The 24,715-nt window shown below is 30.9% G+C and carries 21 protein-coding genes and 9 pseudogenes; 15 read left to right on the top strand and 15 right to left on the bottom strand.

Annotation, left to right across the window (positions count from 1 at the left end; genetic code table 11):
• Nucleotides 1–88 precede the first annotated feature (88 nt).
• The 5 genes and pseudogenes from OTBS_RS18295 to OTBS_RS03795 all read left to right on the top strand — a co-directional run bounded on the left by OTBS_RS18295 (nt 89) and on the right by OTBS_RS03795 (nt 3,897).
• Nucleotides 89–613, top strand: coding sequence for a hypothetical protein (locus tag OTBS_RS18295; RefSeq protein WP_080571834.1), 525 nt, complete (start codon nt 89–91; stop codon nt 611–613).
• Between the two features lie 356 nt (nt 614–969).
• Nucleotides 970–1,371 (top strand): hypothetical protein, encoded by a 402-nt coding sequence (locus OTBS_RS18290; RefSeq protein ID WP_332370166.1) that lies wholly within the window; start codon nt 970–972, stop codon nt 1,369–1,371.
• 14 nt (nt 1,372–1,385) lie between these two features.
• Complete coding sequence (locus tag OTBS_RS18285; RefSeq protein WP_332370167.1) at nt 1,386–1,628, top strand: DnaA N-terminal domain-containing protein; 243 nt, start codon at nt 1,386–1,388, stop codon at nt 1,626–1,628.
• A gap of 75 nt (nt 1,629–1,703) precedes the next feature.
• Nucleotides 1,704–3,087: pseudogene (locus OTBS_RS03800) on the top strand (replicative DNA helicase).
• Nucleotides 3,088–3,321: 234 nt separating this feature from the next.
• On the top strand, nt 3,322–3,897 hold the full coding sequence (locus OTBS_RS03795; RefSeq protein WP_011944658.1) for an HD domain-containing protein: 576 nt from the start codon (nt 3,322–3,324) through the stop codon (nt 3,895–3,897).
• A 77-nt stretch (nt 3,898–3,974) separates the two neighbouring features.
• Here the strand turns inward: OTBS_RS03795 and OTBS_RS03790 are convergent, their stop codons facing one another.
• Both OTBS_RS03790 and OTBS_RS03785 read right to left on the bottom strand, forming a co-directional pair.
• Nucleotides 3,975–4,553, bottom strand: coding sequence for a hypothetical protein (locus OTBS_RS03790; protein WP_011944262.1), 579 nt, complete (start codon nt 4,551–4,553; stop codon nt 3,975–3,977).
• An 87-nt stretch (nt 4,554–4,640) separates the two neighbouring features.
• Nucleotides 4,641–5,095: pseudogene (locus OTBS_RS03785) on the bottom strand (conjugal transfer protein TraD).
• A gap of 274 nt (nt 5,096–5,369) precedes the next feature.
• On the opposite strand from OTBS_RS03785, the gene OTBS_RS16195 reads away from it, so the two are divergent.
• From OTBS_RS16195 to OTBS_RS03760, 6 genes and pseudogenes are all read left to right on the top strand, one after another.
• Entirely contained in the window at nt 5,370–5,603 is a 234-nt protein-coding gene (locus tag OTBS_RS16195) for a hypothetical protein (RefSeq protein WP_162097307.1), read from the top strand.
• Nucleotides 5,581–6,690 (top strand): MobA/MobL family protein, encoded by a 1,110-nt coding sequence (locus tag OTBS_RS17565; protein ID WP_269763913.1) that lies wholly within the window; start codon nt 5,581–5,583, stop codon nt 6,688–6,690. The genes OTBS_RS16195 and OTBS_RS17565 overlap by 23 nt, the downstream gene beginning before the upstream one ends.
• Complete coding sequence (locus tag OTBS_RS17560) at nt 6,675–7,871, top strand: ATP-dependent RecD-like DNA helicase (RefSeq protein WP_041621063.1); 1,197 nt, start codon at nt 6,675–6,677, stop codon at nt 7,869–7,871. The genes OTBS_RS17565 and OTBS_RS17560 overlap by 16 nt, the downstream gene beginning before the upstream one ends.
• A gap of 181 nt (nt 7,872–8,052) precedes the next feature.
• Nucleotides 8,053–8,730, top strand: a complete 678-nt coding sequence (locus tag OTBS_RS03775; protein ID WP_041621197.1) for a hypothetical protein — start codon at nt 8,053–8,055, stop codon at nt 8,728–8,730.
• Between the two features lie 25 nt (nt 8,731–8,755).
• Nucleotides 8,756–9,852: pseudogene (locus OTBS_RS18280) on the top strand (toprim domain-containing protein).
• Nucleotides 9,837–10,019 (top strand): Rpn family recombination-promoting nuclease/putative transposase, encoded by a 183-nt coding sequence (locus tag OTBS_RS03760; RefSeq protein WP_041621194.1) that lies wholly within the window; start codon nt 9,837–9,839, stop codon nt 10,017–10,019. The pseudogene OTBS_RS18280 and the gene OTBS_RS03760 overlap by 16 nt, the downstream one beginning before the upstream one ends.
• Here the strand turns inward: OTBS_RS03760 and OTBS_RS11785 are convergent.
• The 10 genes and pseudogenes from OTBS_RS11785 to OTBS_RS03720 form a co-directional block, all read right to left on the bottom strand.
• A protein-coding gene (locus tag OTBS_RS11785; RefSeq protein WP_157866327.1) for an IS5 family transposase occupies nt 9,979–10,801 on the bottom strand; the annotation gives its coding sequence in 2 pieces (ribosomal slippage) (nt 9,979–10,417 and nt 10,416–10,801; 825 coding nt in all). The genes OTBS_RS03760 and OTBS_RS11785 overlap by 41 nt on opposite strands.
• Before the next feature lie 7 nt (nt 10,802–10,808).
• Nucleotides 10,809–11,078 carry an Arm DNA-binding domain-containing protein gene (locus tag OTBS_RS03745; protein WP_041621193.1) on the bottom strand — a complete coding sequence of 90 codons (270 nt, stop codon included), beginning with the start codon at nt 11,076–11,078 and terminating at the stop codon, nt 10,809–10,811.
• A 429-nt stretch (nt 11,079–11,507) separates the two neighbouring features.
• Nucleotides 11,508–11,618, bottom strand: a pseudogene (locus tag OTBS_RS11775) (bifunctional (p)ppGpp synthetase/guanosine-3',5'-bis(diphosphate) 3'-pyrophosphohydrolase); the annotation flags it as partial.
• Nucleotides 11,619–11,854: 236 nt separating this feature from the next.
• Nucleotides 11,855–11,965, bottom strand: a pseudogene (locus OTBS_RS17555) (DNA helicase); the annotation flags it as partial.
• Between the two features lie 98 nt (nt 11,966–12,063).
• Nucleotides 12,064–13,617 carry a hypothetical protein gene (locus OTBS_RS16175; protein ID WP_232488904.1) on the bottom strand — a complete coding sequence of 518 codons (1,554 nt, stop codon included), beginning with the start codon at nt 13,615–13,617 and terminating at the stop codon, nt 12,064–12,066.
• A gap of 161 nt (nt 13,618–13,778) precedes the next feature.
• Nucleotides 13,779–14,096: pseudogene (locus OTBS_RS11765) on the bottom strand (IS630 transposase-related protein); the annotation flags it as partial.
• A gap of 193 nt (nt 14,097–14,289) precedes the next feature.
• Nucleotides 14,290–16,569, bottom strand: a complete 2,280-nt coding sequence (locus tag OTBS_RS03735; protein WP_011944657.1) for a Sca4 family protein — start codon at nt 16,567–16,569, stop codon at nt 14,290–14,292.
• On the bottom strand, nt 16,560–16,934 hold the full coding sequence (locus OTBS_RS03730; protein WP_011944656.1) for a hypothetical protein: 375 nt from the start codon (nt 16,932–16,934) through the stop codon (nt 16,560–16,562). Before OTBS_RS03730 ends, OTBS_RS03735 begins: the two co-directional genes overlap by 10 nt.
• 133 nt (nt 16,935–17,067) lie before the next feature.
• Complete coding sequence (gmk, locus tag OTBS_RS03725; protein ID WP_011944655.1) at nt 17,068–17,733, bottom strand: guanylate kinase; 666 nt, start codon at nt 17,731–17,733, stop codon at nt 17,068–17,070.
• Between the two features lie 206 nt (nt 17,734–17,939).
• A complete protein-coding gene (locus OTBS_RS03720) occupies nt 17,940–18,770 on the bottom strand; it encodes a hypothetical protein (protein WP_011944654.1) in 831 nt (276 codons plus the stop codon).
• A 429-nt stretch (nt 18,771–19,199) separates the two neighbouring features.
• Here OTBS_RS03720 and OTBS_RS18275 point away from each other — a divergent pair.
• Nucleotides 19,200–19,322: pseudogene (locus tag OTBS_RS18275) on the top strand (hypothetical protein); the annotation flags it as partial.
• 200 nt (nt 19,323–19,522) lie between these two features.
• Here the strand turns inward: OTBS_RS18275 and cutA are convergent.
• The 3 genes and pseudogenes from cutA to OTBS_RS14005 form a co-directional block, all read right to left on the bottom strand.
• Nucleotides 19,523–19,879: a divalent-cation tolerance protein CutA gene (gene cutA, locus OTBS_RS03715; protein ID WP_011944653.1), complete on the bottom strand. Its 357-nt coding sequence runs from the start codon at nt 19,877–19,879 to the stop codon at nt 19,523–19,525.
• 55 nt (nt 19,880–19,934) lie between these two features.
• On the bottom strand, nt 19,935–21,287 hold the full coding sequence (gene ffh / locus OTBS_RS03710) for a signal recognition particle protein (protein ID WP_011944652.1): 1,353 nt from the start codon (nt 21,285–21,287) through the stop codon (nt 19,935–19,937).
• A 1,151-nt stretch (nt 21,288–22,438) separates the two neighbouring features.
• Nucleotides 22,439–22,534, bottom strand: a pseudogene (locus OTBS_RS14005) (IS5/IS1182 family transposase); the annotation flags it as partial.
• A gap of 27 nt (nt 22,535–22,561) precedes the next feature.
• Between OTBS_RS14005 and OTBS_RS11755 the strand changes: the two are divergent.
• The 3 genes and pseudogenes from OTBS_RS11755 to OTBS_RS03695 all read left to right on the top strand — a co-directional run.
• Nucleotides 22,562–23,105 (top strand): annotated as a pseudogene (locus OTBS_RS11755) (IS982 family transposase); the annotation flags it as partial.
• Between the two features lie 65 nt (nt 23,106–23,170).
• Nucleotides 23,171–23,365, top strand: a complete 195-nt coding sequence (locus OTBS_RS03700; protein WP_050897523.1) for a transposase — start codon at nt 23,171–23,173, stop codon at nt 23,363–23,365.
• Between the two features lie 386 nt (nt 23,366–23,751).
• Nucleotides 23,752–24,585, top strand: coding sequence for a hypothetical protein (locus OTBS_RS03695; RefSeq protein WP_011944651.1), 834 nt, complete (start codon nt 23,752–23,754; stop codon nt 24,583–24,585).
• The last annotated feature ends 130 nt before the right edge of the window (nt 24,586–24,715 follow it).

Raw genomic sequence — 24,715 nt, 5'->3', positions numbered from 1 at the left:
CTATTTTCAACCTTTTGAACAAAAATTTGACTGTAATTTTATAAAAAAATTATTTTCTAAAACACCTACTATAGCTGTATTTTTGGAGATGAAAAATGCGCCCTGTAGTAATAGTTGTAATATTATTAAAAATAATAGTAACAATAATGACACAATATTTTATAACTTTATTGGAAATATCATTCCACCAGAATGGAGAAAGCTAAGTGGAGATAATGGAAAAGCATTAAGTAAAACATCTAAACAGCTTTTATCATTCATAGTATTTAGACTACATATCTATTACAACAAAGATATAGATGAATTACAGGAAAGTTATCAACTTTATGAAGATAAGCTGAATGTTGGTCAAAGAAGAGTTAGGCAATGCTTAGTAGAATTAAGAGATGCAGGTTTTATTGAAGTTGAAAATAGGACAATAATTAAAGACAATGTTAAGTTACGTAATGTTCCTTGCATAAAAATTCTGAAAAATTTTCAGCACTATAGTGAAAAAGGAAAAGAAGAAAATATAGCCTTACCAGAAAAAAAATTTCGTCCCAACATGAAAGAAATTTCAGGTCAACCTGAAACTTTTTTCAGGGACATATATAGATATATAAAAAAAGTCTAAAATATCTAGATCTACTGAAGGTGAGTTAGTAGAGAATAACAAAAATGAAAATGAAGAATAAAATTTTCAAAATGTTGATGATTTTGAAAATGATATACGGACTTCAACTAAAAATCGCAATAAAGACATTGAATCACTAATAACAAAGATTCTCAAGTCTTCGAATGGTAAAAAAGAATGGTTCAAAAGGTACAGGCTAGAAGACTTTTACCCAACTAACACCAGAAGATGTAGTTACACTGCAACATAAGTCTGATAGAGGTTTTAACATATACTTTATCAACAAATTACTATTAAAGCTAGCAGATCAATATTCGAATTATCATTTTGGCGGTAAGGCATCAGTTCTAAACTATATGGCAAAAGCGTTAGCAAATGAATTACGAACTACTGATCAGGCAAATAGTGACAACTGTGGATTTGATAACGTAGAAAAATTTAATAAGGAAAAATATCTTGCGCAAATTGAAACAAGGACAAATCTTAGTAAGGAAAGCCAGTTGAAGCATAAAATTGCTGGTTCTTTTGAAGCAGCTATGGCTTATCAAATTTTGACTTCTTGTAGTTTTGGGCCAGCAGTTCGAACTAAGTTTTTTGTTAAGTTGCTTAAAAATATTACACTAACAGAATGTGATAGATCAAAGATATTACAAGCTGTACAAGATGTATATGGATACGACAAGAATTACAAGTTACACCATTTGAGCAACTCAAAACTGTTTCACAGAAACAAATCAATGAAGAAGAGTATCTCTTGAATCTGAGTAAACAATTGGACTCCAACTCAACTTGGTACAAAGTACGAGAATCTTTGATTAAAAGTTATGGTCAAGCTATCGATAAATCATGGTTTAGTCCATTAAAAGTTGTAAATGAAGATAATGTTAATAAAAAAATATTCATTAAAGCTAAAACAGGATTTGCTGATAGTTACATCACAATCAACCATATGGAAAATCTTGCGCACGCTTTTAAAGCTCAAGGGTTTTCTTTTGAGTTAGTTAAGTTCGAATAATTTTAATAAAATTTAAAGAGTGATATGGAAAAAGATCTTGCAAAGATTGCTCCAAATAATATTTAAGCAGAGCAAATGATACTTGGGGCAATTCTGATTAACAATCGTGCGCTATATAACATTAACGAATTTTTACTGCCGGAACATTTTTATGAACCATTACATGGTAAAATATATAAGTCAATTAATCTCATTATTAGTAAAGGAATTAGTGCTACTGTAATTTCGCTCAAAAATATGCTAGGCAATGAACTCGCATTTGAGGAAATAGGTGGAGTAGATTATCTAGCTAAACTTACAACTTTAGCATTAAGTATAGTTAATGTTAATGAATACGGCAAAATAGTATATGATCTCGCACTGCGGCGTTATTTAATTGAAATTGCAGAAAAAATAGCAACGAATGCATATTCTTCTACTTTAGCAGATACAGCTATCAGTAAGATCGAAACTGCTGAATCTCAATTATATGATCTAGCTTCAAGAGGAACTTTAAGTCAAGGATTTATAAAATTATAAACTTCAATTGAAGAATCATGGACATCAATTTCATCTGCTATTAAAAATAAAAACTCTATTAACGGTATTAGTAGTGGACTACCTGACCTTGATTCAAAGCTTGGAGGATTTAAAAATTCTGACCTAATAATATTAGCTGGCAGGCCCTCAATGGGTAAAACTGCTTTAGGAGTTAACTTAGCAATAAATGCTTGTAAATATTTTCTTACTCAAAAAAAATACTAAAGATAATGTACCATCAGTTGGCTTCTTTTCTTTAGAAATGTCATCTCAGCAAATCTCTACTCGAATTCTTTCTATAGAATCTGAAATTAATAGCTCTGCATTATTTAACGGTAAAATAGGTGAACAAGATGTTGATAAGTTAAAGACTGTACAAAATGAAATACAAAAGTGGAATTTTTTTATAGATGATGCTCCTGCAATCTCAATATCAGCAATTAGATCACGAGCTCGTAGACTTAAACGCACTCATAATTTAGCAATATTATTTATTGATTATTTGCAGTTAATTAAGATTGATTCAAATAGAAGTCAATATAATAGAGTAAATGAAATTTCTGAAATTACTCAAAGCCTAAAAGCACTTGCAAAAGAACTTAATATTCCAATAATTGCATTATCACAATTATCTAGAGCTGTTGAACAAAGGCCTGATAAAAAGCCGTTGCTATCAGATCTAAGAGAATCAGGCTCCATTGAACAGGATGCAGATATTGTAATGCTCATATATAGAGAGGAATATTACTTATCTAGATCAGAGCCAGCTCCTGGAACGCCAGAATATACGGAATGGATTGCTAAACAAGATAGATGTCATAATACTGCTGAAATAATTGTTGCTAAACACCGTAATGGGCCAGTTGGTACAGTGAAGTTACACTATACTAATCAGTATTCTAAATTTGGCAATATTGTTAAAAACTCTCAGCAAGGTTAATAAACACTAGATTATGCATAAATGAAAAAATGCTGGTCCAAAAAAAAAAATTACAGCAAAATTTTACTCATTAACACCAGAGATATACAACTTAAGGTTAGTTTTAGCATCGTGATAACTGAATCAAAAATTTTATAATTTAATTTGCTTCTTTTCCAGTTTTTATCTGGGATTGGAGTATACAAAAAGTTTGAATTATGGTATAATTTATTAATAACCATTTAGAGATGGAAAATGATAGATTTTTATAGTGAGAGCTTAATAAATAAGCTGCTCAGAACCAACGTAAGATTTAACACCAAAATTGATCTTGATAAAGTTGAAAGAGCAATACTTTACGCTAAAAAATATCATGGCCAGCAAAAGAGAGATACTGGAGAACTATACTATACACATCCATTGAAAGTAGCTCACATGGTATCAGACCACAGCTTTGAAACAGATACAATTATTACTGCAATACTACATGATACACTTGAAGACACAAAACTAACTAAAGAAAGAATAAGTTACGAATTTGGTAGTAATATTGCAGAACAGGTTTCAGACCTTACCAGAGTTAGGGATAATAAGAAAATCAGTGCTATGGAAATGATACAAATATTACGCAGCCAAAATAAAACAGAACTATTACTGATCAAACTTTTTGATAGATTCCATAATATTACAACTATATTCATCAAACCTCCTCAAAAAAGGCAAGAAATAATATTTGAAACTCAGCAAGAATTTATACCTCTTGCTCAATACCTTAAACTACCAGAGATTGCAATAGAGCTAAATAAATACTGTGAGCTTTATGCTAGTTAGAATGCAAACTTTTTCTAACTAGCATACATAGCATTATATATTTGCAAAATGGAGCATTGCTGCTTGAAATACATATACTATCGTTCTGGATCATCAATTAATAATATATCACCTACAAAATCTCTAAATTGATCAATATCTAAAACACTAATGCTACTTTCACTGTGATGGATGCATTTGCTACTTTCATTGTGATTCATGCATTGTTGAGTAAAAAAATCATCTAATTGTTTCTGTAAATTTTCACTGTGACTATTGTATACAATAGCTAGGCTAGATTTGTAAGGTTTGAACCGTAGAGATACATAATAATACTTCTCTACTATTAATCTTAGTGTATTAAAAGTAAAACTTACTTGTGTATATAATACATTTTGTTTGCTTTGGTCTTCACAAAAGTATTCTAAGGATATAGGAAGATCATCTTGAGTACTACGTATAACCCTAATTGTTTCTGTTTCAGTATTACGAAGCTGCACAATTTTATCTTGAATGCATCGATATGTGCTGTTATTCCATCCAAGCAAGAACAAAATATTATAACCTCCATGGTTAAATATACAATTGTAAACTAATTTTGTTAGCTCAGCTAAATTATTGCTGTTAGGTAAGATTTGAATAGAATCACTAGTATCACTGATTCGCATAACCACCATATATATTTAAAATTGCATTACACTCCTGGTTTATAAATTACATTAGCTGAATTATCAAGCTGTGTTTGTTGTATAAGTATTAAAAAACTAATACACAAGCTCAAGTTTATACTGAACATTAAGAAGGCCATTCTTTAAGGCCTCAATGTCCTTAACATTGCTGCACCATTCTTGACGAAAGCTATTCCATTTTAAGCCATGAAGGCGAATGTAGCGCTTAGTGTTTTCATCTGGTTCAGAGGAAAATTTTAAAATCACAGCAGCTTTATTTTGCTGTTCCTTATCAAAAATATTTTTACCGATTGTAGTCCAATGATTCTGAACATTTGGATGTTGTGTTAAAGTTTCTTTTAGTGAAACAATTGCACCAAATAAAGTGTTTGTCTGTAAGTGATCAAGCTTAGCCTTAGCGACTAGTCCACCCATTTCGATAAGACGTCGAGTACGCATTTTACGTTCTTTGATTTTGAGGTTAACCTCATCCATGATTAGCTTAGCTTTTTTTGTTGGAGAGTAATTTTTTGCTGCATAAGATTTGCCATGTTAGTAATTCAGAAAGATAAAAAAATCAGGCAAGAATATATCAAAATAAAATTCCAGTAAAGAAAAAAACCGCACCTGCCAAACCAACATCAAATAATTATAGTCAAAAAAACGTGAATTCAGGTTAGAAGCTTCATTAAAGAATAAGCTTATACGCAATATGTAAACTTGAAAGTTTACTGCTAAAAAATGGGTGCCAATTAGCCGATTGAGTGTTAAAAAAAGCAGTTTGTACTGGCAAAATCAAAAAACTCATGCTAACCTGAAACTCAGGTGAGGATTGGAGTTGAAATGGCAATACAGTTTGCAAGGATTGAATTTTTAAGTAGAATCAAAGGAGGAGATAGTTGTCGTAAGGCAGCGTATAATGCAAGAACTATTGTTAAAAACGAGAAGACAAATGTAAGTTATAACTTCTCTTGTAAAAAAGATAACGTATATCATACAGTGCTGATACCAGCTTATGTAAATCAAAAATTCAAGAATGTCCAAACAATTAATGAATGAGGTTGAACAAACAGAAAAACGAAGAAACAGTCAGCTATTGAAGGATATCGTAATAGCACTGCCAGACGATAAGGAATTGAATTTAGAGCATAGAATAGAAATAACTCATCAAATAGTTGATGCAATGGGGGAATGGGTGCAAAATGGTCTTGGAGTACAGATAGACATTCATAAGCCTCATAGAGGAGATAAAAACTGGCATGCGCACATATTGGTTACTACAAGAAGATTTAGAGAAGATGGAACTGGTTTAGGTGATAAAGCAGTAAATTTAAACCCAAAATGCATAACATTAAGTAATGGCAAAAAGGTTGTTATTCGAGATTCCGAGATGATTCATGAAAAAGTGAAGGAAATAATTAATGCATATTTTGCTAAATTAGGCTTAACAAATAGAGTTGATAAGATAAGTGCAGTACCGCAAGAGCATATTGGCCCTACTAGAATTAGGGGTTTAATTAATGAAGTTGCAAATGAAAATGAGTTACGTAAAGAGGCTAACTTAAAAATTATTAAGGATGTTGATGTGATAACGGATGCTATAACACATTACAAATCTATTTTTACTAAGCAGGATATTGAAAAAGCAGTAAAAGATATACCAGACCTAACAGAAAGGGGAATGTTAGTTCAGCAAGTGTTCAGTTCAAATAGAATACTAGAGTTATATCATGATGATGGTGAAAGTAGCAAATATTTTACTACAACTGATGTTAGAGACGAGGAAGTAAGAATAATAAGAATAGCTAATAAAATCAATAATCAAGTTTATTACAACGATATTTACAATCTTAAAAGTGATATAGAAGGTCTAGCAAATGTTAGTGAAGAACAGAAACAAGCTCTAAGGCATATTTTGCTTAGCACTAGTGGAGTTAGAGTACTAAGAGGAAGAGCTGGAACAGGTAAATCCACTGTTTTAGCAAAAGCATATAAAATTGCAACAAATCGTGGACAAAATGTTATTGGACTTGCTCCTACTCATAAAGCGGTATCAGAGCTGAGGAGCAAAGGTTATAAGGAAGTCTATACAGTAAAAGGATTTTTGTATAATCGAAAAAAAAAATTTTTATGCAAAATAGGTTAATAGTAGTAGATGAAGCTGGAATGGTTGCTACTAGAGAATATGCAGAGCTGTTTAGAGTAGTTAGAAACAATAATTGTCAACTGATACTTGCTGGAGATGAAAAGCAGTTAGCTTCAATAGAAAGAGGCGGAATGTTTGAGATGCTGAGTAATATTTTCAGTTCACATGTTTTAGTGAATATTCGAAGACAAAGTGAAAACTGGAGTAGAGAAGCAGCAACAAAGTTTGCTGAGAGTAATATTTTAAGCGGTATAACATTACTGAGACAAAATAAATGTATTAAGTTTGATAATACGTTGCAGGACTCAATGAGTAAGTTAAGATACAACTGGAGTCTAAGCAAGTTTAAGCTACATGAAAAATTGGTAATTACAGTACGTAATAAAGAGGTAGACATTCTTAATTCAAGTATTAGATCTTTGTTAAAAGCTAATGGCACGCTACAAGGCACAGAATATAGGCGTTCAATAGCTGGAAGGAAAGAGTCCTACATGGCTGGAGATCGAATTGTATTTCAAAAAAGCGATAAGGATTTACAAATACAAAATAGTGAATTTGCAACTTTAACTTCGGTTAATAAAAATGAATTTGTAGCTAAGACAGATGCAGGACAAGATGTGAGTTTTGACCCAAGCAAAATACAATTTAAACATGGTTATGCAAGTACTGTTTATAAGGCCCAGGGAGCTTCTATAAAAGATGTATACGTTTTACATAATGGAGTAAGTAATATAAGCAGCTCATACGTAGCTATGACAAGGCATATAGAGAAATTACAGCTATATTGCAATAAGGAAGCAACTAGAAGCATTAACAGCTTAATAAATCAGCTTAGCAGACCAAATGATAAATCAGCTAGCATAAACTTAAAAACTAATGAAGATTTAAATAAAGAAAATCCAACTATTTTAAGTAAAATTTGTGGTTGGTTTAAGTCTATAGTAACTGATGTAGGAGACAGATTTCATAAAAACGCTAAATATTATCAGTACGATAAAAAACCAGAGCAATTAGCTGACATTAAGATCGAACAACCTAATATAGTTAATGATATAAGAAAATCAGAAATAAGTCCAAATAATGAATTAAAGGCTACAAAGACCGCAAACGATATTTCAACTACAGAAAAACTCAACACAAAGCCTGAACAACAAAATCCAAGAGTTAGTATTCGAAGGTAAAATGAGCTGCATAGAGCAGCTCAAGGATAATAAAGATATGAATTTACTAAGTAGAATGTGAAAGTTATGAAACTTAGAAAGATTCGTTAACAGAAATACTATCTCAACAATCACTCAGCAAAAATATTATACCATTTAAACGGTAAAAATACAAATAAATTTAGCGAAGGTGAGGTTCTGTATGACTGATAAAATCAATAATTCAAACAATCATAATTTAATGGAAGAATTGAGAAATAAAATAGCTTCTCATGCAGAAACCATAGCCTGTGATTTGCTTGGAGAGCCTAATAAACATTTCTCTAGACGTGGAGAAATACGTTGGGGAGATACAGGGAAAATTGTCGTCAATACTAGTGGCAAGCATGCTGGAAAATGGTATGACTTTAGTTCTGGCGAAGGTGGAGATTTATTTGACTTAGCCAGAAAAGAACGTGGCGGTGATTTTGTTAAAGCCAAGGAATATCTAACAAGCATGGTAGGAATAACAAGTTATAAGCAGAATTACCAACGTAAAGAAACCACTCAAAACGCTGCTCAAAATGAGCTAGCTAAAATTCGAAAAGTTCAATACTTTTATAATCAGTCTTCTCCATTATATTTTACTAATAATACTGAAGTTCAAATCGTAAAAAGATATCTTGAACAACATAGAAGAATTGATTGTTTTACAATGAATTCTGACTTGAGAGCAAGCGTAATTCTTGATAGAGAAACGAATGAAAATTATCCAGCATTTTCAGCATTTGCTAGAAATGCGAAAGGTGAAATTACTGGTGTACAAGTTGTATATTTGAATTCGCAAACGTGCGATAAGGCAGATATTTCAGTCCCTAGGCGAGCTTTTGGCAAAATTTAGCGAATCGTTTGTTAGAATTAGTACATTGGCACCACATGATTCGCCTATAACAATCATAACAGAAGGCGTTGAAACAGCTTTAAGTCTAAAACAAGCAGGAATTAATGGAAAAATTATCGCTGCTGTTGGTATACATAATTTCAAGAACTATCAACCATTTGAAGGAGAAAAAATAATCATAGCGGCAGATAATGATGGACAAAATTCTATAACAATGAATACTGTTGATAAAGCGAAAAAAACACTCGAAAATAGTGGAGCAAAGGTGTTAAAAGTGATGCCAACACAAGAAGGTGATTTCACGACCTATTACAAATTCATGGGGCTGAAGCTATTAGACAGATCATAATACCTGAAATTGCTAAACTTACTAAATTTAATGAAATACAAAGTGAATTAATAACGAATCAAAGTGAGGTTAAAGAATTATATGCAAAATCTTTACCCCTATACGACTATAACAAAAAGGAAAAAGCTAATGCGGAAGTAACAACAGTCAACAAATTTTTAGAAAATCATACAGAAATTTATAGTTCAAAAATCTTTGACAATCCTAATTTAAGAGCAAATATGGTTTTTGATGAAAAGACTCAAAAATCCTGGCCTGCACTCACTATTTTTGTTAAAAATGACAAAGATGAAATTACTGGAGCTAAGATATTAGCCTTGAATTCAAAAACATGTAATAAAGCGGATGCAGCTGAAAATTCTGTTGGTACAATTAGTGGATCATTTGTTGAAATTGCTCAACAAAATTCAAAATATTCACCTGTAACAATCATTACAAAGGATATTGAAACAGCGTTAACCATTCAACAAGCTGGAGTCGAAGGCAAAATCTTATGTGCAATTGAAGCAGAAAATTTGCAAAACTATAATCCTGGCCCAAAAGAAAAGATCATTCTAGCAGTTAAAAATGACGTAAATACTGAAAAAGCTGAAAAAGTTCTAGAGGATAAGGAAGCAGTAGTCTGTACAGTCAAAAATGACTTCAATAATGTATTAAAAACTCAAGGATTATATGCTGTTAGAAATATTATCAGCCCTGAAATAAGAAAACTTAATGAAAAGAATAAATCCATACAAACTAATATACAACCAAGATTATGTCTGAAAATTTAAAACACGATGGGCTATTTAAAGATTTAATGAATGAACCAAAAGCAGCTCTGGATTTTATAAATGACTTTTTACCAAATGAAGTTAAAAACGTACTAGATTTAAATACTAGACCTCTTTCGAAACTGGTTAAGGTAGTTCAAAATTATAAATGCCAGAGATCAAATTAAATCTAAGACCGAATCTTTTACGTCTATTTCGATATTTGTCAGCAATAATTTTGAACCGTTTTAGCATAGCAATAACGTTTTCATTGACAACTCTTTTTCCTGCTAACCTACGATTATTCTTTTTATCATTTTTAGTTAAAGGATTTTTCTTGCTTTTTTTCTTTGGTAATGCAGAATTATTGTGAATTTTTTGTATACCTTGATATCCTATATCAGTAATCGCTTTAATCTTAGGATGGATAAGAATTTTGGATTCCTTAAATAATCTAAAGTCATGTTTTTTACCGTTAGAAAAATCTGTACATATTACTTGGTGTGTTTTCTTGTCTACCACTATTTGAGTCTTTAGTGTATGCCTTTTCTTCTTTCCTGAATAATAGAATTTTTGTTTTTTTGAGTCTTTCTATTGGACTCTCAGTAGCATCAATCAAGACTACTTCATAATTCATATCGCTATTCATTAGAGCTTTACGACCTGGAAGAGCAAAGTTTGGGTGTTTAACTAAGGTGTCTTCTACCCATTTTACAGCTTTATATGCTGAACTTTCACTAATCCCATAGTTCTGACCTATATGAAAATAAGTACGGTATTCTCTAAGGTATTCTAAGGCCATCAATAACTGTTCCTCCAAATTGAGCTTATTTTTACGCCCTCCTTTTGATTTCTTAACACCATCAGCTTTCCTCAAAATATCCACCATCTTTGAGAATGTTCCCTTCCTTACTACTGTTAATCGACGAAATTTTTCATCCTTTAACTCTTTAATCTGATCTAATTTCATTATTACTTCAAATCAGATTTTTATAACACCATTTTACATCATTGTATAGTTTCGAAAGAAGTCTAATAGATAAATATGGAAATTCCCCTATCCTTATTTTTATCACTTCTTTTCTAAATTTTTTTTCAAAAGACCATGTTTTTCTTCCTGACGGTGATATTCTTAGGTTAAGTCCTGGTTCAATTTTATCCTTGATGGTTGATGTTCTTTCAGTCGGAATTTTTATTTTTCTTATTAACTTATCTGTTAACTTTAATGTTAATGATCTTGATTCCATAATTATACCATAGATTAATTGTATATTAATTCATATTACAATTACCTAAACAAGGTATCTATATTATTCTCTTTATTTGAATAAAATTTTATACTAATTTATTTATAACATACCTGACTTCAAAACCGCTTTGTCAACTCTAGGTTGGTATACATTTTTCAACCATCATCTTAACCTTTAGATTGAAAACTGACCCCCAATTTCCTGATTTTTTTTTCTACCTATTTTCTACCTTTCGCATTAATTTTTTTGTTATATTGACAAATATTGCAAATACATTTATAGTTAAAGTTGAAGATTAATTATAAATATTAATAAAAGTTAACATAAGTTAATAGTAGGTTCTATAAAGTGTAGAAGTTAACAAAAATTAACATTTTTTCTTCTTTATATTTGATATGTCTTTGTAGCTTTATTAGTAGGCAATGTTTTAGCGTAAAGTATTGCTTTTTCAACTCTATCAAGATCAATTTTGGTGTTAAATCTTATGTTGGTTCTGAACAGCTTATTTATTAAGCTCTCACTATAAAAATCTATCATTTTCCACCTCTAAATGGTTATTAATAAATTATACCATAATTTAAACTTTTTGTATACTCCAATCCCAGATAAAAACTGGAAAAGAAGCAAATTAAATTATAAATTTTTGGATTCAGTTATCACGATGCCAAAAAAACCAATCTTGAGTTGCATATCTTTGGTGTTAATGAGTAAAATTTTGCTGTAATTTTTTTTTGGACCAGCATTTTTTCATCTTATGCATAATCTAGCATTTATTAACCTTGCTGAGAGTTTTTAACAATATTGCCAAATTTAGAATACCTATTACCATAGTGTAAGTTTACTGTACCAACTAGCCAATTACGGTGTTTAGCAACAATTATTTCATGAGATTCAGCAACTTCCATATTACCCTTAAGTTTACTTACACTGAACTAATGCAAACGAAAACCCTTGAGCTTCAAAAGCACGCTCTAGAATGAGCTTAAAATTTGATATAGCTATTCGCAAAGCTTGTTAGAGCCTTAATGAATATCTTTTTATTGACATTATCTTCATTTACAATTTCTAATTTACTAAACCATATTTTATCAATAACTTGCTCATATTCGTAATGTTGAAGTATGTATTTTCGTACTTTGAACAATATAGAGTTAGAACCTAGCTCTTTACTAAGTTCTGAAAGGTAATCTTCATCGCTTATTTGTTGCTGTAAAACTGTTGTTTTTTGATACTCCGTTGTGCTATTGGTAACTTGTTTTGATTCATCAAATGGTATAACTTGCAACTGCTCAATATCATTGCTATGCACAGCTCGTACCTCTTGTAGTATCTTGAATTTAATATGATCTGATAGTAAAATATTCTTAATCAACTTGATGTAATATTTGTTTTTAACTGCTGCCCCAAAATCACAAGATGTTAAAATTTGATAAGCCATATTTGCTTCAAAGACTCCAGCTATTTTACGCTTCAACTGAGCCTTCATACTACGATCTGTATCAGATTCAATATTTGCTAGATACTGTTCTTTAAATCTTCCTACATCATTAAATCTAAAATTTCCGCTATTAGCCTGCTCAGTAGTTAGTAATTCATTTGCTAAGGCTTTTGCCATATAGTTTAGCACTGCTGTCTTATTTTTAAAATGACGGTTTGGATATTTATTTGATAACTTCAACAGTAATTGATTTATAAAGTATATGTTGAAGCTTCTACTAGACATACGTTGCAGTATAACTGCATCTTCTGGCGTTAGTGGATAATAATCTGCTAGTCTTTTTCTTTTGGAACAGCATTTATTCTTTTCAACCTCTGAATCCTTAGTAATAGCTGGAGTTGCTAACTCACTATTTTGCTCATAATCCTTGTTTGATGGCTTTTTATTACTAAAATCACTAAGCTCATAGAAATTCAAATTCTGTTGTTGCTGTTGATCTTCTTTTTTATTTTGATCATTCTCTATTAACTTAACTTCAGTAGATCTAGATCTATTATTATTTTTTTTATTATTATATCTATATATGTAGCTGCAATTTTTTGCAGGTTCACCTGCAAATTCTTGCAAATTGATGTGAAAATTTTTTTGTTGTAGAAGGACAATTTTTTCTTCTTTTTTTTCTTTTTCAGTGAAACGCTGAAAATTTTTTATAAGTTTTACACAAAGAACATTACGTACCTTGAGATTGCCTTTAATTATTGTTCTATTTTCAACTTTAATAAAACCTGCATTTCTTAATTCAACCAAGCATTGCCTAACTCTGCGGTAACGAAGGTTTAACTCCTTTTCAAAAAAGTAATAACTTTCCTGTAATTCATCTATATCATTATTGTAATAGATCTGTAGTCTATATACTATCAATGATAAAAGCTGTTTAGATGTCTTGCTTAAAGCTTTAGCATTATCTCCAATCAGATCTTTCCATTCTGCTGGAACAAAATTTCCAATAAAACGATAAAAGACAGTTGCATTATTGCTGCTGTTATTATTAGCAATTTTGCAATTATTGCTTGCCAAATTACGCAAATTTTGCGCCATTTCTAACCTCCAAAAATGTCAGATATAGCAGGTGGTTCAGGCGATTTTCGCTATCAAAAACCACGTTTTTATACCGCGTAAATATAGCAATTTAGTAGCTATACTCGAAATTTAACACTCTGAAAGGCTTATAATAACACAGTAGTCTTAAACATTGAAATGTACACTAGTAGTTTTCTATAATAATTTATTCTAGTTTTTTGTAATCTATTACCTAGTATAATACTTAATTCTTTAGCTGTTTTATCATGATGGTTGAATAATTAACCACTCAAATTCTTTGAGATCTATTTTTGCATTATAACCTTTTGCTGGCACATAAGGTTTTGCTTTAATATCCCCACTGTTTCGCATTTAAGATGTTTCCATCTATATATCCTATTACGTCAAAATATTTTACATGCTTTAACAATTGATAGTCCCTCATCTAGGGCTTTGAATAGCTTCATTCTTAAATCATAACTGTAACTTCTTGCCATTATTTATCTATTATTATTTATACTCTTTTCATATTAGCATATTATGTACCTATTTCCTACGTTAGTGCTATACCTTAGTGGATGGGGTATGGCAACATTTCTTTGTTATCAGACTAAATATAGGTTGTATTAAAATTTTTCTTTATACAACCTAATTTTCAAGAGCTTATTTCTTAATTGTTTCTTAATTTATCTACACTATACCTTTTGTCTGAGATTTGCTTTGGTTATTATTGCGAGGAGTATTAGTAGGAGTATTAATAGACATACTAGAACTACGCTGAGAACTATTAGCTAGATTTACCTGTAATCTTTGTGCTATTTCACTAGGATTTGGTGATGTTTGTTCCATTGATTCAACTACACGTTTTACGTATCCAATACTACCTTCCTCATTAGGATCAATCTGAGTAGAGTTTTTTGGAGATTCTGGTATTGATTTGACTACAGGCTTAAGTTTAACCTGTTCAGTACGATTTTGTTCGTTAGAATCAATTTTGTTATAGTTTTGATTAAGCAATTTAATCATCTGTTTAACATATTCATTGCTGTTTTTCGATTTATGATCAGTGCTTTGAATTTTATTTTTGTTTTCATCATGAGCAATAGATTTTAAAGATTTAGGAGCATTGCTACTTATTTCTTCAGGATTTCGAGTACTTTTCTCGTTATAGATATCATCAGTTTGACGAGAGTCTCTTGTAAACTCATTCATAGACTTTAAGGATTTAGGAGCATCGTTACTTACTTCATCAGCCTGTTGAATACTTTTTTCTTTATGAATATCAGTTTGACGAGAACCTACTGTAAACTTATCCACAGCTTCCTGTTCTCTCTCTTTATCTTTATCTTGTTCCTGTATATTTTGTGATATTTCTTTGGTTAGCTGGTCATATTTTTCTCTAGTAATTGGCAAAGTATAAACTTCATTATTTATAACTGTATAAGCTGGAGAGCCAGGTTCATCACTAAAGAATCTCAGAGGTTCCGGATGAGTCATTTCTACTAATTTTCCTTCTTGGTTATAATGAGCAGTTAGATATACTGCTTTTGACTCAGGCATATTTTTTCCAGTTGTATCTTGTGCTACTAAGGCAAGATCTAAAGGTCCTTTGTTTTCTTCAACTGCCCTTGGAATATCTATGGTACGGTGTTTAGTAACAATTTTTGTAACACCATTAACACTAGCACTGAGCTGAGTTTTATGGCTATGGCTTATAAGGTCTGTAACTTTTTCACCAGCATCATTGGTAATAGTTTTTTGAGTAGTATTGCCAACAGAATTAGCATGAGTAGCCCAATCTAATGTACTAAAAGATGCAGCAAATGACATTTGCTGAGCTTGTTCAATATTTGCTGTTGAGCCCATAATGTTAGCATATCCTGCAGATCCAATGCCAGATAGTAACTCTTTAGTCTCTTGAGATAAGCTATCTATTTGTGTTGTATCACGTTTAAAATCATCTAGGCTTTTGCTTGGATTTTGCTGTTGCCATACTTTAAACTTATCATCTTCAGCAATCACGCTATTTATAAGTGCTTTTAAATCTTTAAATGCTTGTAGAATTTGATCTACTGGCATCTGATTTGTTTCAGCCTCTGGTCCACTCATATTTTGAGCAGCTTGAGCGTGTCTATATTGTGGATCTAATGTTAATACTCTGTCTTTAGCATGCTCTATAGTTGAACTAAGAGGTTGGGGACTACTACTTGGATTAATATATGATTGCTGATTAACCTGTTGTTGAGTTTGTGATATCTTAGCTTTTAATTCTTCGATTATATTTTTACTAGGTTTAGGTGGAACAGGAGGAGGCGTTTTTTGTGGCTCATGTTGTTGCACTGTAGCAGTTGGTGTTGCTGGAGAAGAATACTGAGGAGATTGTGATATATCTGCTGCTGATTTGATAGCAGATTTAGGTGCATCTGGTTTATTAATACCAGCATTTTGTTGAGCTTGAGCTATTTTAGCTTTTATAGCTTCGATTGTATCTTTACTAGGTTTAGGCGGAACAGGAGGAGGTGTTTTTTTTTGTTCTTGTTGTTGTACTGTAGCAGTTGGTGTTGCTGGAGAAGAATGCTGAGGAGATTGTAATATATCTGCCGCTGATTTGATAGCAGATTTAGGTGCATCTGGTTGACTAATACCAGTATTTTGTTGAGCTTGGTTTTTAACAGATGTTACATCATGTGTATGTTTTTCAGGTGGAATAGTAGCTTTCTGTTCTTTTTGATTCTGTTTATGATCATTGATTATATTTTCCAGATCGTCTAGAGCATCTTGTAGCTGGTTCTGTTTATGTTCATTAATCATTGCCTGAAGCAGCTCACCAAGAGTATTTTGCAGTTGATGCTGTGCTGACTTACTAACTATTGCATGAAGCTTATCTAAAGTATCTTTTATCTCAGACATCTGTCCACCTGTTTTGCCTACTAGCTTCATTTCCTCGCCTAATTTAGATACTAACCCCATGAATTCTTGCTTTTGCTTTTCAAGGTGTTCTTTTTTTTTTTAGCCTTAGCTCTTTTCTTACGAAAGGCATCATTATATTTACCTTTTTGAGGTTGTTGACGTGCTAGTTTAGATTGTTGAAGTATTTTTTGTGAGAATTGTTGTAGCGTATCTGGCACACTCTTCATTACATTATTTAATTCTCTAATTACTTTAACATTTAGTGTATTGCCTTCTGCTGAACTTGATCGCACTTTACTATCAAGAGTACCAACTTGTTGTATCATTAAATCTATTTTCTTGCCAAGATCTTTAATATTTTGCTTTTGTGATTTTGATATTAAGCCTGAAGATTTGTTGCTAATTGGTTTATTGTCTCGAGCCATAATAATTACTTTAAATGTTTTGTTATGTAATATTGTAATATAATTTTAGTGTACCTCAATTTAATTTGAGTTCTAAAACATTTTTTATACAATTTTCCTCATTTTATGTAAAATAAAATAAAAGATCAATATTTCATTGTCTATAATTAAAGCATGCATCTCTTTGTAACAATTGTTCATAATTTAACAGTGTATCATTTTTAAAACTCAGTCTTTTTAACTTATGCTGTTCAGCTATCAGTATTGATTGCAAAGCAAGTAATGCTTGATCAAAGCGGTCATTTACTATTACATAATCATATTCGCTATAATGCTTAATATCTTCTTTTGCTTGTTCTAAACGGTAGCGAATAGTTTCTGGAGAATCTTTATTACGTTTTTTTAATCTATTTTCTAGCTCTTGCATTGATGGAGGAAGTATGCATACACTAACGACATAACATTTCAGAGCCTTTCGTATTGTTTTAGCGCCTTGCCAATCGATATCAAAAATAATGCTCTGACCTTGACTAAGATCTTCTAACACCCCAGCTTTTGGAATGCCATAGTAGTTGTTGAATACTTTAGAAAATTCAAGAAGTGTATTGTTGTTAATTTCCTGTTCGAATTGTTCTTTTGTCACAAAGATATAGTCTTTGCCATTTATTTCATTATTACGTTTTTCTCTAGTTGTCATTGAAACAGAGAATTTAATATTGATATTATTTTGAATAACCGCATGAGCTAAGCTTGATTTCCCAGCCCCAGATGGAGATGATATTATAAGTGCTATAGCAGGTTTTGGAAAACTAATAAACATGGTAAGTCAATATATTCTAAATTGTATTATTATTCAATAACTTAATTTTTAAAAGTAAAATACAACATATCATATTATAATTATTTGCATAAAAGCTATTCTATTGTATGACGCTTTATTAAGAAGAGCAATTACATATAAAAGCTCAAAATTAGCTTTTATATGTGTAAAATGTAATGTAAGAATATATCCTTTAGCTAAGTGGGTTACCTGTCTCTACTATTGTTCTTTTGGTTCGATTTATTTGTTAATTGAGCTGCGAAACTTGGTTTAGGAGGAACGATCGGTTTTTCTTTATCACCATCCTTGCTGTTAGGTACATAAGGTATAGCTTGTGATAAGCTACTTGCCATACCTTCTAATTTAGGATTTTTTTTATTTTTTTCTTTATCTATATCACCTGCTATTCCACTCCTACGGCTTTTTAACTGTTTTTTCAGTTCATCCATTAAAGAATTATCAAAAGGTTTCTTACCACGATCTGAATTGTCGTCTTTATCTACATGCTTCAACCTTTTCATACTATCTAGTAGCTCCTGAGGAGATGGTTTTACTGGCTTGATTGAATCATCTTCTTCTTTTTGTTGTTTTTTTTTTGATGATGTTTCAGACCTTTCTTTCTGAGCTTGAAAAGGAGGTGGTGGAGGTGGTGGAGGTGGTGGTGATGGTGGTGGTATTATATTCTGAGTTTGTTTTGATGATACTGTAGCATCTTGCGAAGTTACTGAGCAGTTATCAATATTACTATTTTGTATTTGCTGATTATTGTTTTGTTTGTTACTTTGCTCTTGTGGTTTTGATACAGTATTACTGCATTTATCAATATGATCTTCTAAATTACTTTGAAGTTGAGCAAGTAGTTTGACTAATTCTTCCAAATTTTGTGTGTTTTCGTGTGTATTATCTTCTAGTAATGATTTAAATGTCATGTACAAAGCCTTGAGTTGCTGTAGTATCAATTTTAGTTTCTCAATAAATCCAGGCCCTGGTTTTTTGTCTGGATGGTTACCATGAATGTGTTTGTTATCTGTGGTCATAATAATTACTTTTTTGTATTTTTTAATATTACTATATACATTTAGTATATCACTATTTAATGCAAATTACTAAAAGTATTTCTACTATAGTATTTTACTTATTTTATGTAAAATAAAGACTAACAAATTTATATCTCTTTCAAAAACTTATTGTTCTATAATGAAAAAATATCACAACTCATGACGCTATTACAACTAGAGCTTAATATAATTAACATAGCAAAATATAGCTAAACTACTATAAAACAATTATAATAACATGTTAAGATGTAATGAAAAAGTAATTAGTATGACATATTCTATAGATTTCAGAAAAAAGATGCTGGACACATAAATGAAAGAGAGAAAATCAGTTTTGAATTAGTATTAACACGTTTTGTGATAGGAAAGAATACAGATGAACATATATATTTAGAGTAGTATTTACCTCCTTATTCTCCAGATGTAAATCTAATTGAGCATTATTGGTTTAAAGTTAAAAATAACATATGTAAAGATCTCACTTATTTAACGACCTTTTTGATGCCATATTTTCCATTTTACAATGTATAATAACCTGTCTGAATTAATCTATTATATGATATTGCTAATAAACGGTCCACTTAACTACTATGAGAGATAGAGCTATGCAAGCTCTACATAAGACTCAAAAATGCTTTTATTATAATTACCCATCAAATAAAAAAGGAGCAATAACTTTACCATTAAAAAGAGCAGCTGTCATATTTTTAACTTAAGATCTTTGAAGTAGTCTATTGGCTTTGCTTCTTACAGCTTTTAGAAATCCAATTTAAATACTCATTGCTACCAGCAGATAGCTTTAACTGAATAATTTGTGGATTATCATAATCACTAAGTTGACGAATTACATTTTCAATATCTTGATAATTAGTGCTTATGGTTTTAATCATTAATCTATATTCACTAGACTTGCAAATATCATTTTTCCAAAAATATATACTACGTACCTTATCGATTTGTATACATGCGGCAAGATTGAGTTTCACCAGCTTGCTAGCGATTTGTTCAGTTTTATGATTAGAAGCAATAGTAGTTAATATAATGATATAATCTTCTGTATTAGAACTATTATTTTCATAGTCAATCATATACTTAAATTTTGCAGCTCTTTAGTTGCTAAATTAAAACCTTTGTTCAAATAACTTAGAAAAAATTTTTCAAATTATTAAATTTATCTCTTAGTATATTATTACCTTTCATTCCACTTTTAAGCAAAGAAGTAATATTTTGAAATTGTTTCAATAGCTTATTGACTTCTTGAACTGATGTTCCTGAGCCAGCTGCAATACGTTTTTTTCGTTTTCCATTAATTATATCTGGATTTAATTTTTCATGCCTTGTCATTGATAAAATTATTGCCTGTTGTAACTTTACACTGTTTTGATCAAATGGATTTTGATCAATTTTCGGCAATAGTTTATTTATTCCAGGCATAAGATTAAGTATTGAGCTAATTCCTCCCATCTTATTAATGTTTTGCAGCTGTTGATAGTAATCCTCAAGATTAAAACTGCCTTTTTTTAATTTCTCAACTGATTTAGCTGCATCCTCTTTACTAATTACTTCAGCTGCTTTCTCTACTAGAGAAACAATATCACCTTTACCTAATATCCGTGAAGCAATTCTTTCTGGATGAAATTCCTCTAAATCATTAGTTTTTTCTCCTATGCCAAGAAATTTTATTGGCTTGCCAGTAACATATTTAATACTTAATGCTGCTCCTCCTCTTGAATCACCGTCAATTTTAGTTAATACTACGCCAGAAATATTCAATGTTTGATTAAATTGATTAGCTACATTGACTGATTCTTGACCAATAAGTGAATCAACTACTAAAAGTATTTCTTTAGGGGTAATTATTTCTTTTATATTACTTAGCTCTTGCAACATTGTCTCATCAATATGTAGACGACCTGCAGTATCATAAATTACTACATCACAACCAAGCAACTTAGCTTCCTTAGTACTTCGTGCTATAATCTGAAACACATTCTCATTTGAAACTATAGGTAATGATAGTATAGTTTCGTGATTTCGCACTAATGTTTCGAGCTGTTCTCTAGCAGCTGGTCTATAAATATCTAGTGATACAACCATAACTTTTTTATTTTTTTTAGCAAGCTTCATTGCTAATTTAGCCGTTGTAGTTGTTTTTCCGCTACCTTGTAGACCAATCATCATAATGTTTACAGGTGGCTCAAACTCAATGCGCAGTGCTTGTTCTGTTTCTGAGCTGCTAAGGACCTTTATCATCTCATCGCTAATAATTTTAATAACCATCTGGCCTGGTGTTACAGAACGAATAACTTCCTGCCCTTTAGCTTTTTCTACAACATTATTAATAAAATCTTTAATAACTACTAATGAAACATCTGCCTCTAATAATGCAATTCTTACTTCCCGTGCTATTGTTAAAACTTGTTGTTCAGATAGAGCAGTACTACCTTTAATCTTATCGAAAATATTACTAAGTTTTTGAGTTAAAGTTTGAAACATACTTCTATCTTAAGTTCATGAAATTGGTTAAATATTTTACTGCTAAAAATTGTTGATTTTTACTTATTCCTATAAATATATAACATAATCTATATTAAGATACTATGCTTTTTTAAGTCAAAAAGCAACTTCAATCAACTCATTAAAGCACTATTCAGTTTAGTAATAGAAAACAAATATTACTATTTTTCATATGTGTAAATTTACAGTATTACATCTTTCATAATAACTTCTTATCACTTGAGCATATACCTTACCAAACAACATAAATTCAACATAAGAAATATGTCAGAGAGTAGAAAAAGTAAGTATTGCAAAATAGTTTGCTACTACAACACAGCAAAAAGATAATAAGCTTTTAATGTATGTATTCAATAGTGATAAAATTCTTCAATTTGTCGGGTAACAAAGAAATGTTGCTATATCTCCGTTCCATAAGTATAGTCATTTACAATGAAGTTTGCGTATAAAATATCATGTTGGTAAATCTTATGATGCTATTGTCGCTTTTTCTATGCTCAAACTTCATTGTAAATGACTATATAGTCGAGTGAAGGCGCAGTAGTTTAGTTAGCCATGTTTCCATCACCAGCACCATCAAACGTAACATATGGATTTCCAGTATTACACTTTTCTGATAACTTCATATCATTGCCTATAGCATATCGGATGTTATTGCTTTCAAAGATCTATAACGCCAGATTAGGATAAGTGGAAATATGAAATGTAGAGAATAAGAGGTATACAAAGAGAGAATGTTGAGTTATAAAAAAAATTTAAATAAACAAGGAATAACCCAACATGAAAAAATGTATTATAACAGTATACTATTTAATAGACAATTTTTGCAAGATATATCAAGAGTAGGAGAGAAAGAGATTAATACCAAGTAGTAATCAAAGGAACAGAGGTGTGAAGTTGTCCTTAGCTGAGTTATTAACAATAGCGATATATTTTTATTTATCTCCATGCAAGGATTTTAAAAGTTATTATCTATATTACTTGAGTCATAAGTATAAAGGATACTTTTGTTTAGCAAGCTATAGTAGGATAATACAACTGTGGCCTAGAATATTGCTACCATTAGCCGTATTAATGCATTATCTGAAAGGAGAAGAGGCTGGTATATATTAGACTTCTTTCGAAACTGGTTAACGTAGTTCAAAATTATAAATACCAGAGATCAAATTAAATCTAAGACCGAATCTTTCACGTCTATTTCGATATTTATCAGCAATAATTTTGAACTACGTTAACCAGTTTCGAAAGAGGTCTATTACATCGATTCTACAAAGTTAGCAATTTGTCATAATAAACGTACCTCAAGCAATAGAGTTTTTAACAGAATCTCTAAAATTGGTAAAAGTAGTTATGTCTGCTTCTTACGCTTTAAGCTACATCTTGCAATTAATAATAAAGGTGAAATAATGTCAGTTAAATTTACTTAAAGGCAATAAAAGCGATCTATCTGTAGCTTCAATTATTTCTAAAGTGGTTTCTGTTAAATTGTTTGGTGATAAAGCTTACATATCTAAAGCATTATTTCATCAACTCTTCTCCAGTGCTCTACGTTTATTTACTAATCTTCGCAAAGATATGAAAACATATTTATTGGACATACAAGATAATCGGTTATTAAATAAACGTTCTTTAATTGAGTCTGTCTTTAATGTACTAAAAAAACATATGCATTTAGAGCATACTAAACACCGTTTTCCTCTTAATTTTTTTGTTCATATAATTGCTTCTCTTGCTAGTTATTCTATCTCTAAACTTAATTCCCATCTTATCTCTTCTTCTCCTGACTCCTTATCATAAATTGACGTTTTAACTGTTGGATAGAACATGATTTAATTCAAAAATTACCTAATGATTCTGTAGTTATGATCAACAATGCAAGTTTTCATAAACGTTCTCATTTAAAAACTAGGATAGAAAAAGATGGACAATATTTAGAGTATTTACCTTCTTATTCTCCTGATTTAAATTCTATTGAGAAAAAATTGTTTCAAGATAAATCAAGCAGAATGAAATATCAATGTAACTTAGAGACTATTTTCGAAAAGTATATAACATAACTGTTTTATAGTAGCTTAGCTATATTACTCCAATCTGCCCAAGGTTTGATACTTGATATGCGTGGTATCATTCAATTCTGTAATTTTGACAGCAGGATTATATACGATTCATAGAGTGCATTTAATGATTTTGATACAATCAAAGTTTGTAAATTTTTAGTAAGTCAATTATATTGTATGCTTTTTGTCGCATATGATTTTTTGCAGAAGCTATATAAGATATGGGTTAAATCATGCAGACTTACTTATTAAGTGTGTTTTAAATATACATATAACGTAAAAATTATTACGGTTTATAACTAAAATATCATTGAATTCATTTGTCTTTAATAAAATATAACATATTATGTCTCTATAAGTTTATTAAAGTTAATAAGATAAATAATATGAAAAATCTTTTTTTGCAAAACATAAGCCAAGTTTTAGGGCAAGGTATTCAAACTGTAGAAAGTTTAATGAAAAATAGTTTACTTGAGGATAGTAGAGAACTATTACAAGAGCTATGCCAGTCAATGAAAGATGGGTATGATAATATAGATGGTATTTGGAATACAGAAGAATCTACTCAAGTAAGATGCTTAGTAGATACTGCTACTGCAGTTGGTGGAATTGCTGTGCAATGTTTAGGGAAATGCAAGGAATTTTGCAGAAAACATCCAGAAGTATTAGCTGCTCCAGCAGGATCTGCTAAGGCTGTATTGGTTGCTGCTATAGTTTCAGCTGTAGTTTCTGCTTGCTTTAAGTGCATAAAGGCTCTATATGATCTAGTATCTGGCAAATTAGAACAACATAGCAGTATGGAAGAAGCTAGCACAGCGTCATGTGAGAATTATAGTCAGTTATTAGATCCATGTAAGCTAGCTGAGTATATATCTGAAACCAGTACACCAAGCCCAAATTTCTTATCTGAATTAAAGAATAAATTAAGCGAAACTGCGCAAAAGGCTATCGAAACTGTAGATATGCAGAGGCTTAATACTCTTGGTGAAGAAGTAAAGAATGAAATTACTAAAGAAGTAAAAAGGTACAGTCAAGTTGCTATTAATGAGTTGCAAAACTTAGTAGAACAAGCTGTTGATAAGTATAGTACTGCGCTATCTATGCAACTATCGCAACAATCATTTGCTGCAAAAGTTGGTCATTCTAGGCAGTCATCACAGTCTGATAAAGACAAAAACTCTAAAGGAGAAGGTTCAGGGGCACAAGGTTTTTCTCTTTGAGAAGGTTTAAACCAATCTTCCTAGAGAAACATGAAATTTAACTAAAAATAATCATATTGCCATTTATAGCAATATGATTATTTTTAGTTATAATATAGCGATAACATAATTATAAGAATTTAAATAAATA

The sequence above is a fragment of the Orientia tsutsugamushi str. Boryong genome (assembly GCF_000063545.1).
Lineage (GTDB): Bacteria > Pseudomonadota > Alphaproteobacteria > Rickettsiales > Rickettsiaceae > Orientia > Orientia tsutsugamushi_C.
Note: the sequence above shows the minus strand (reverse complement) of the source record. Positions and strands in the feature narration are given on the sequence as shown.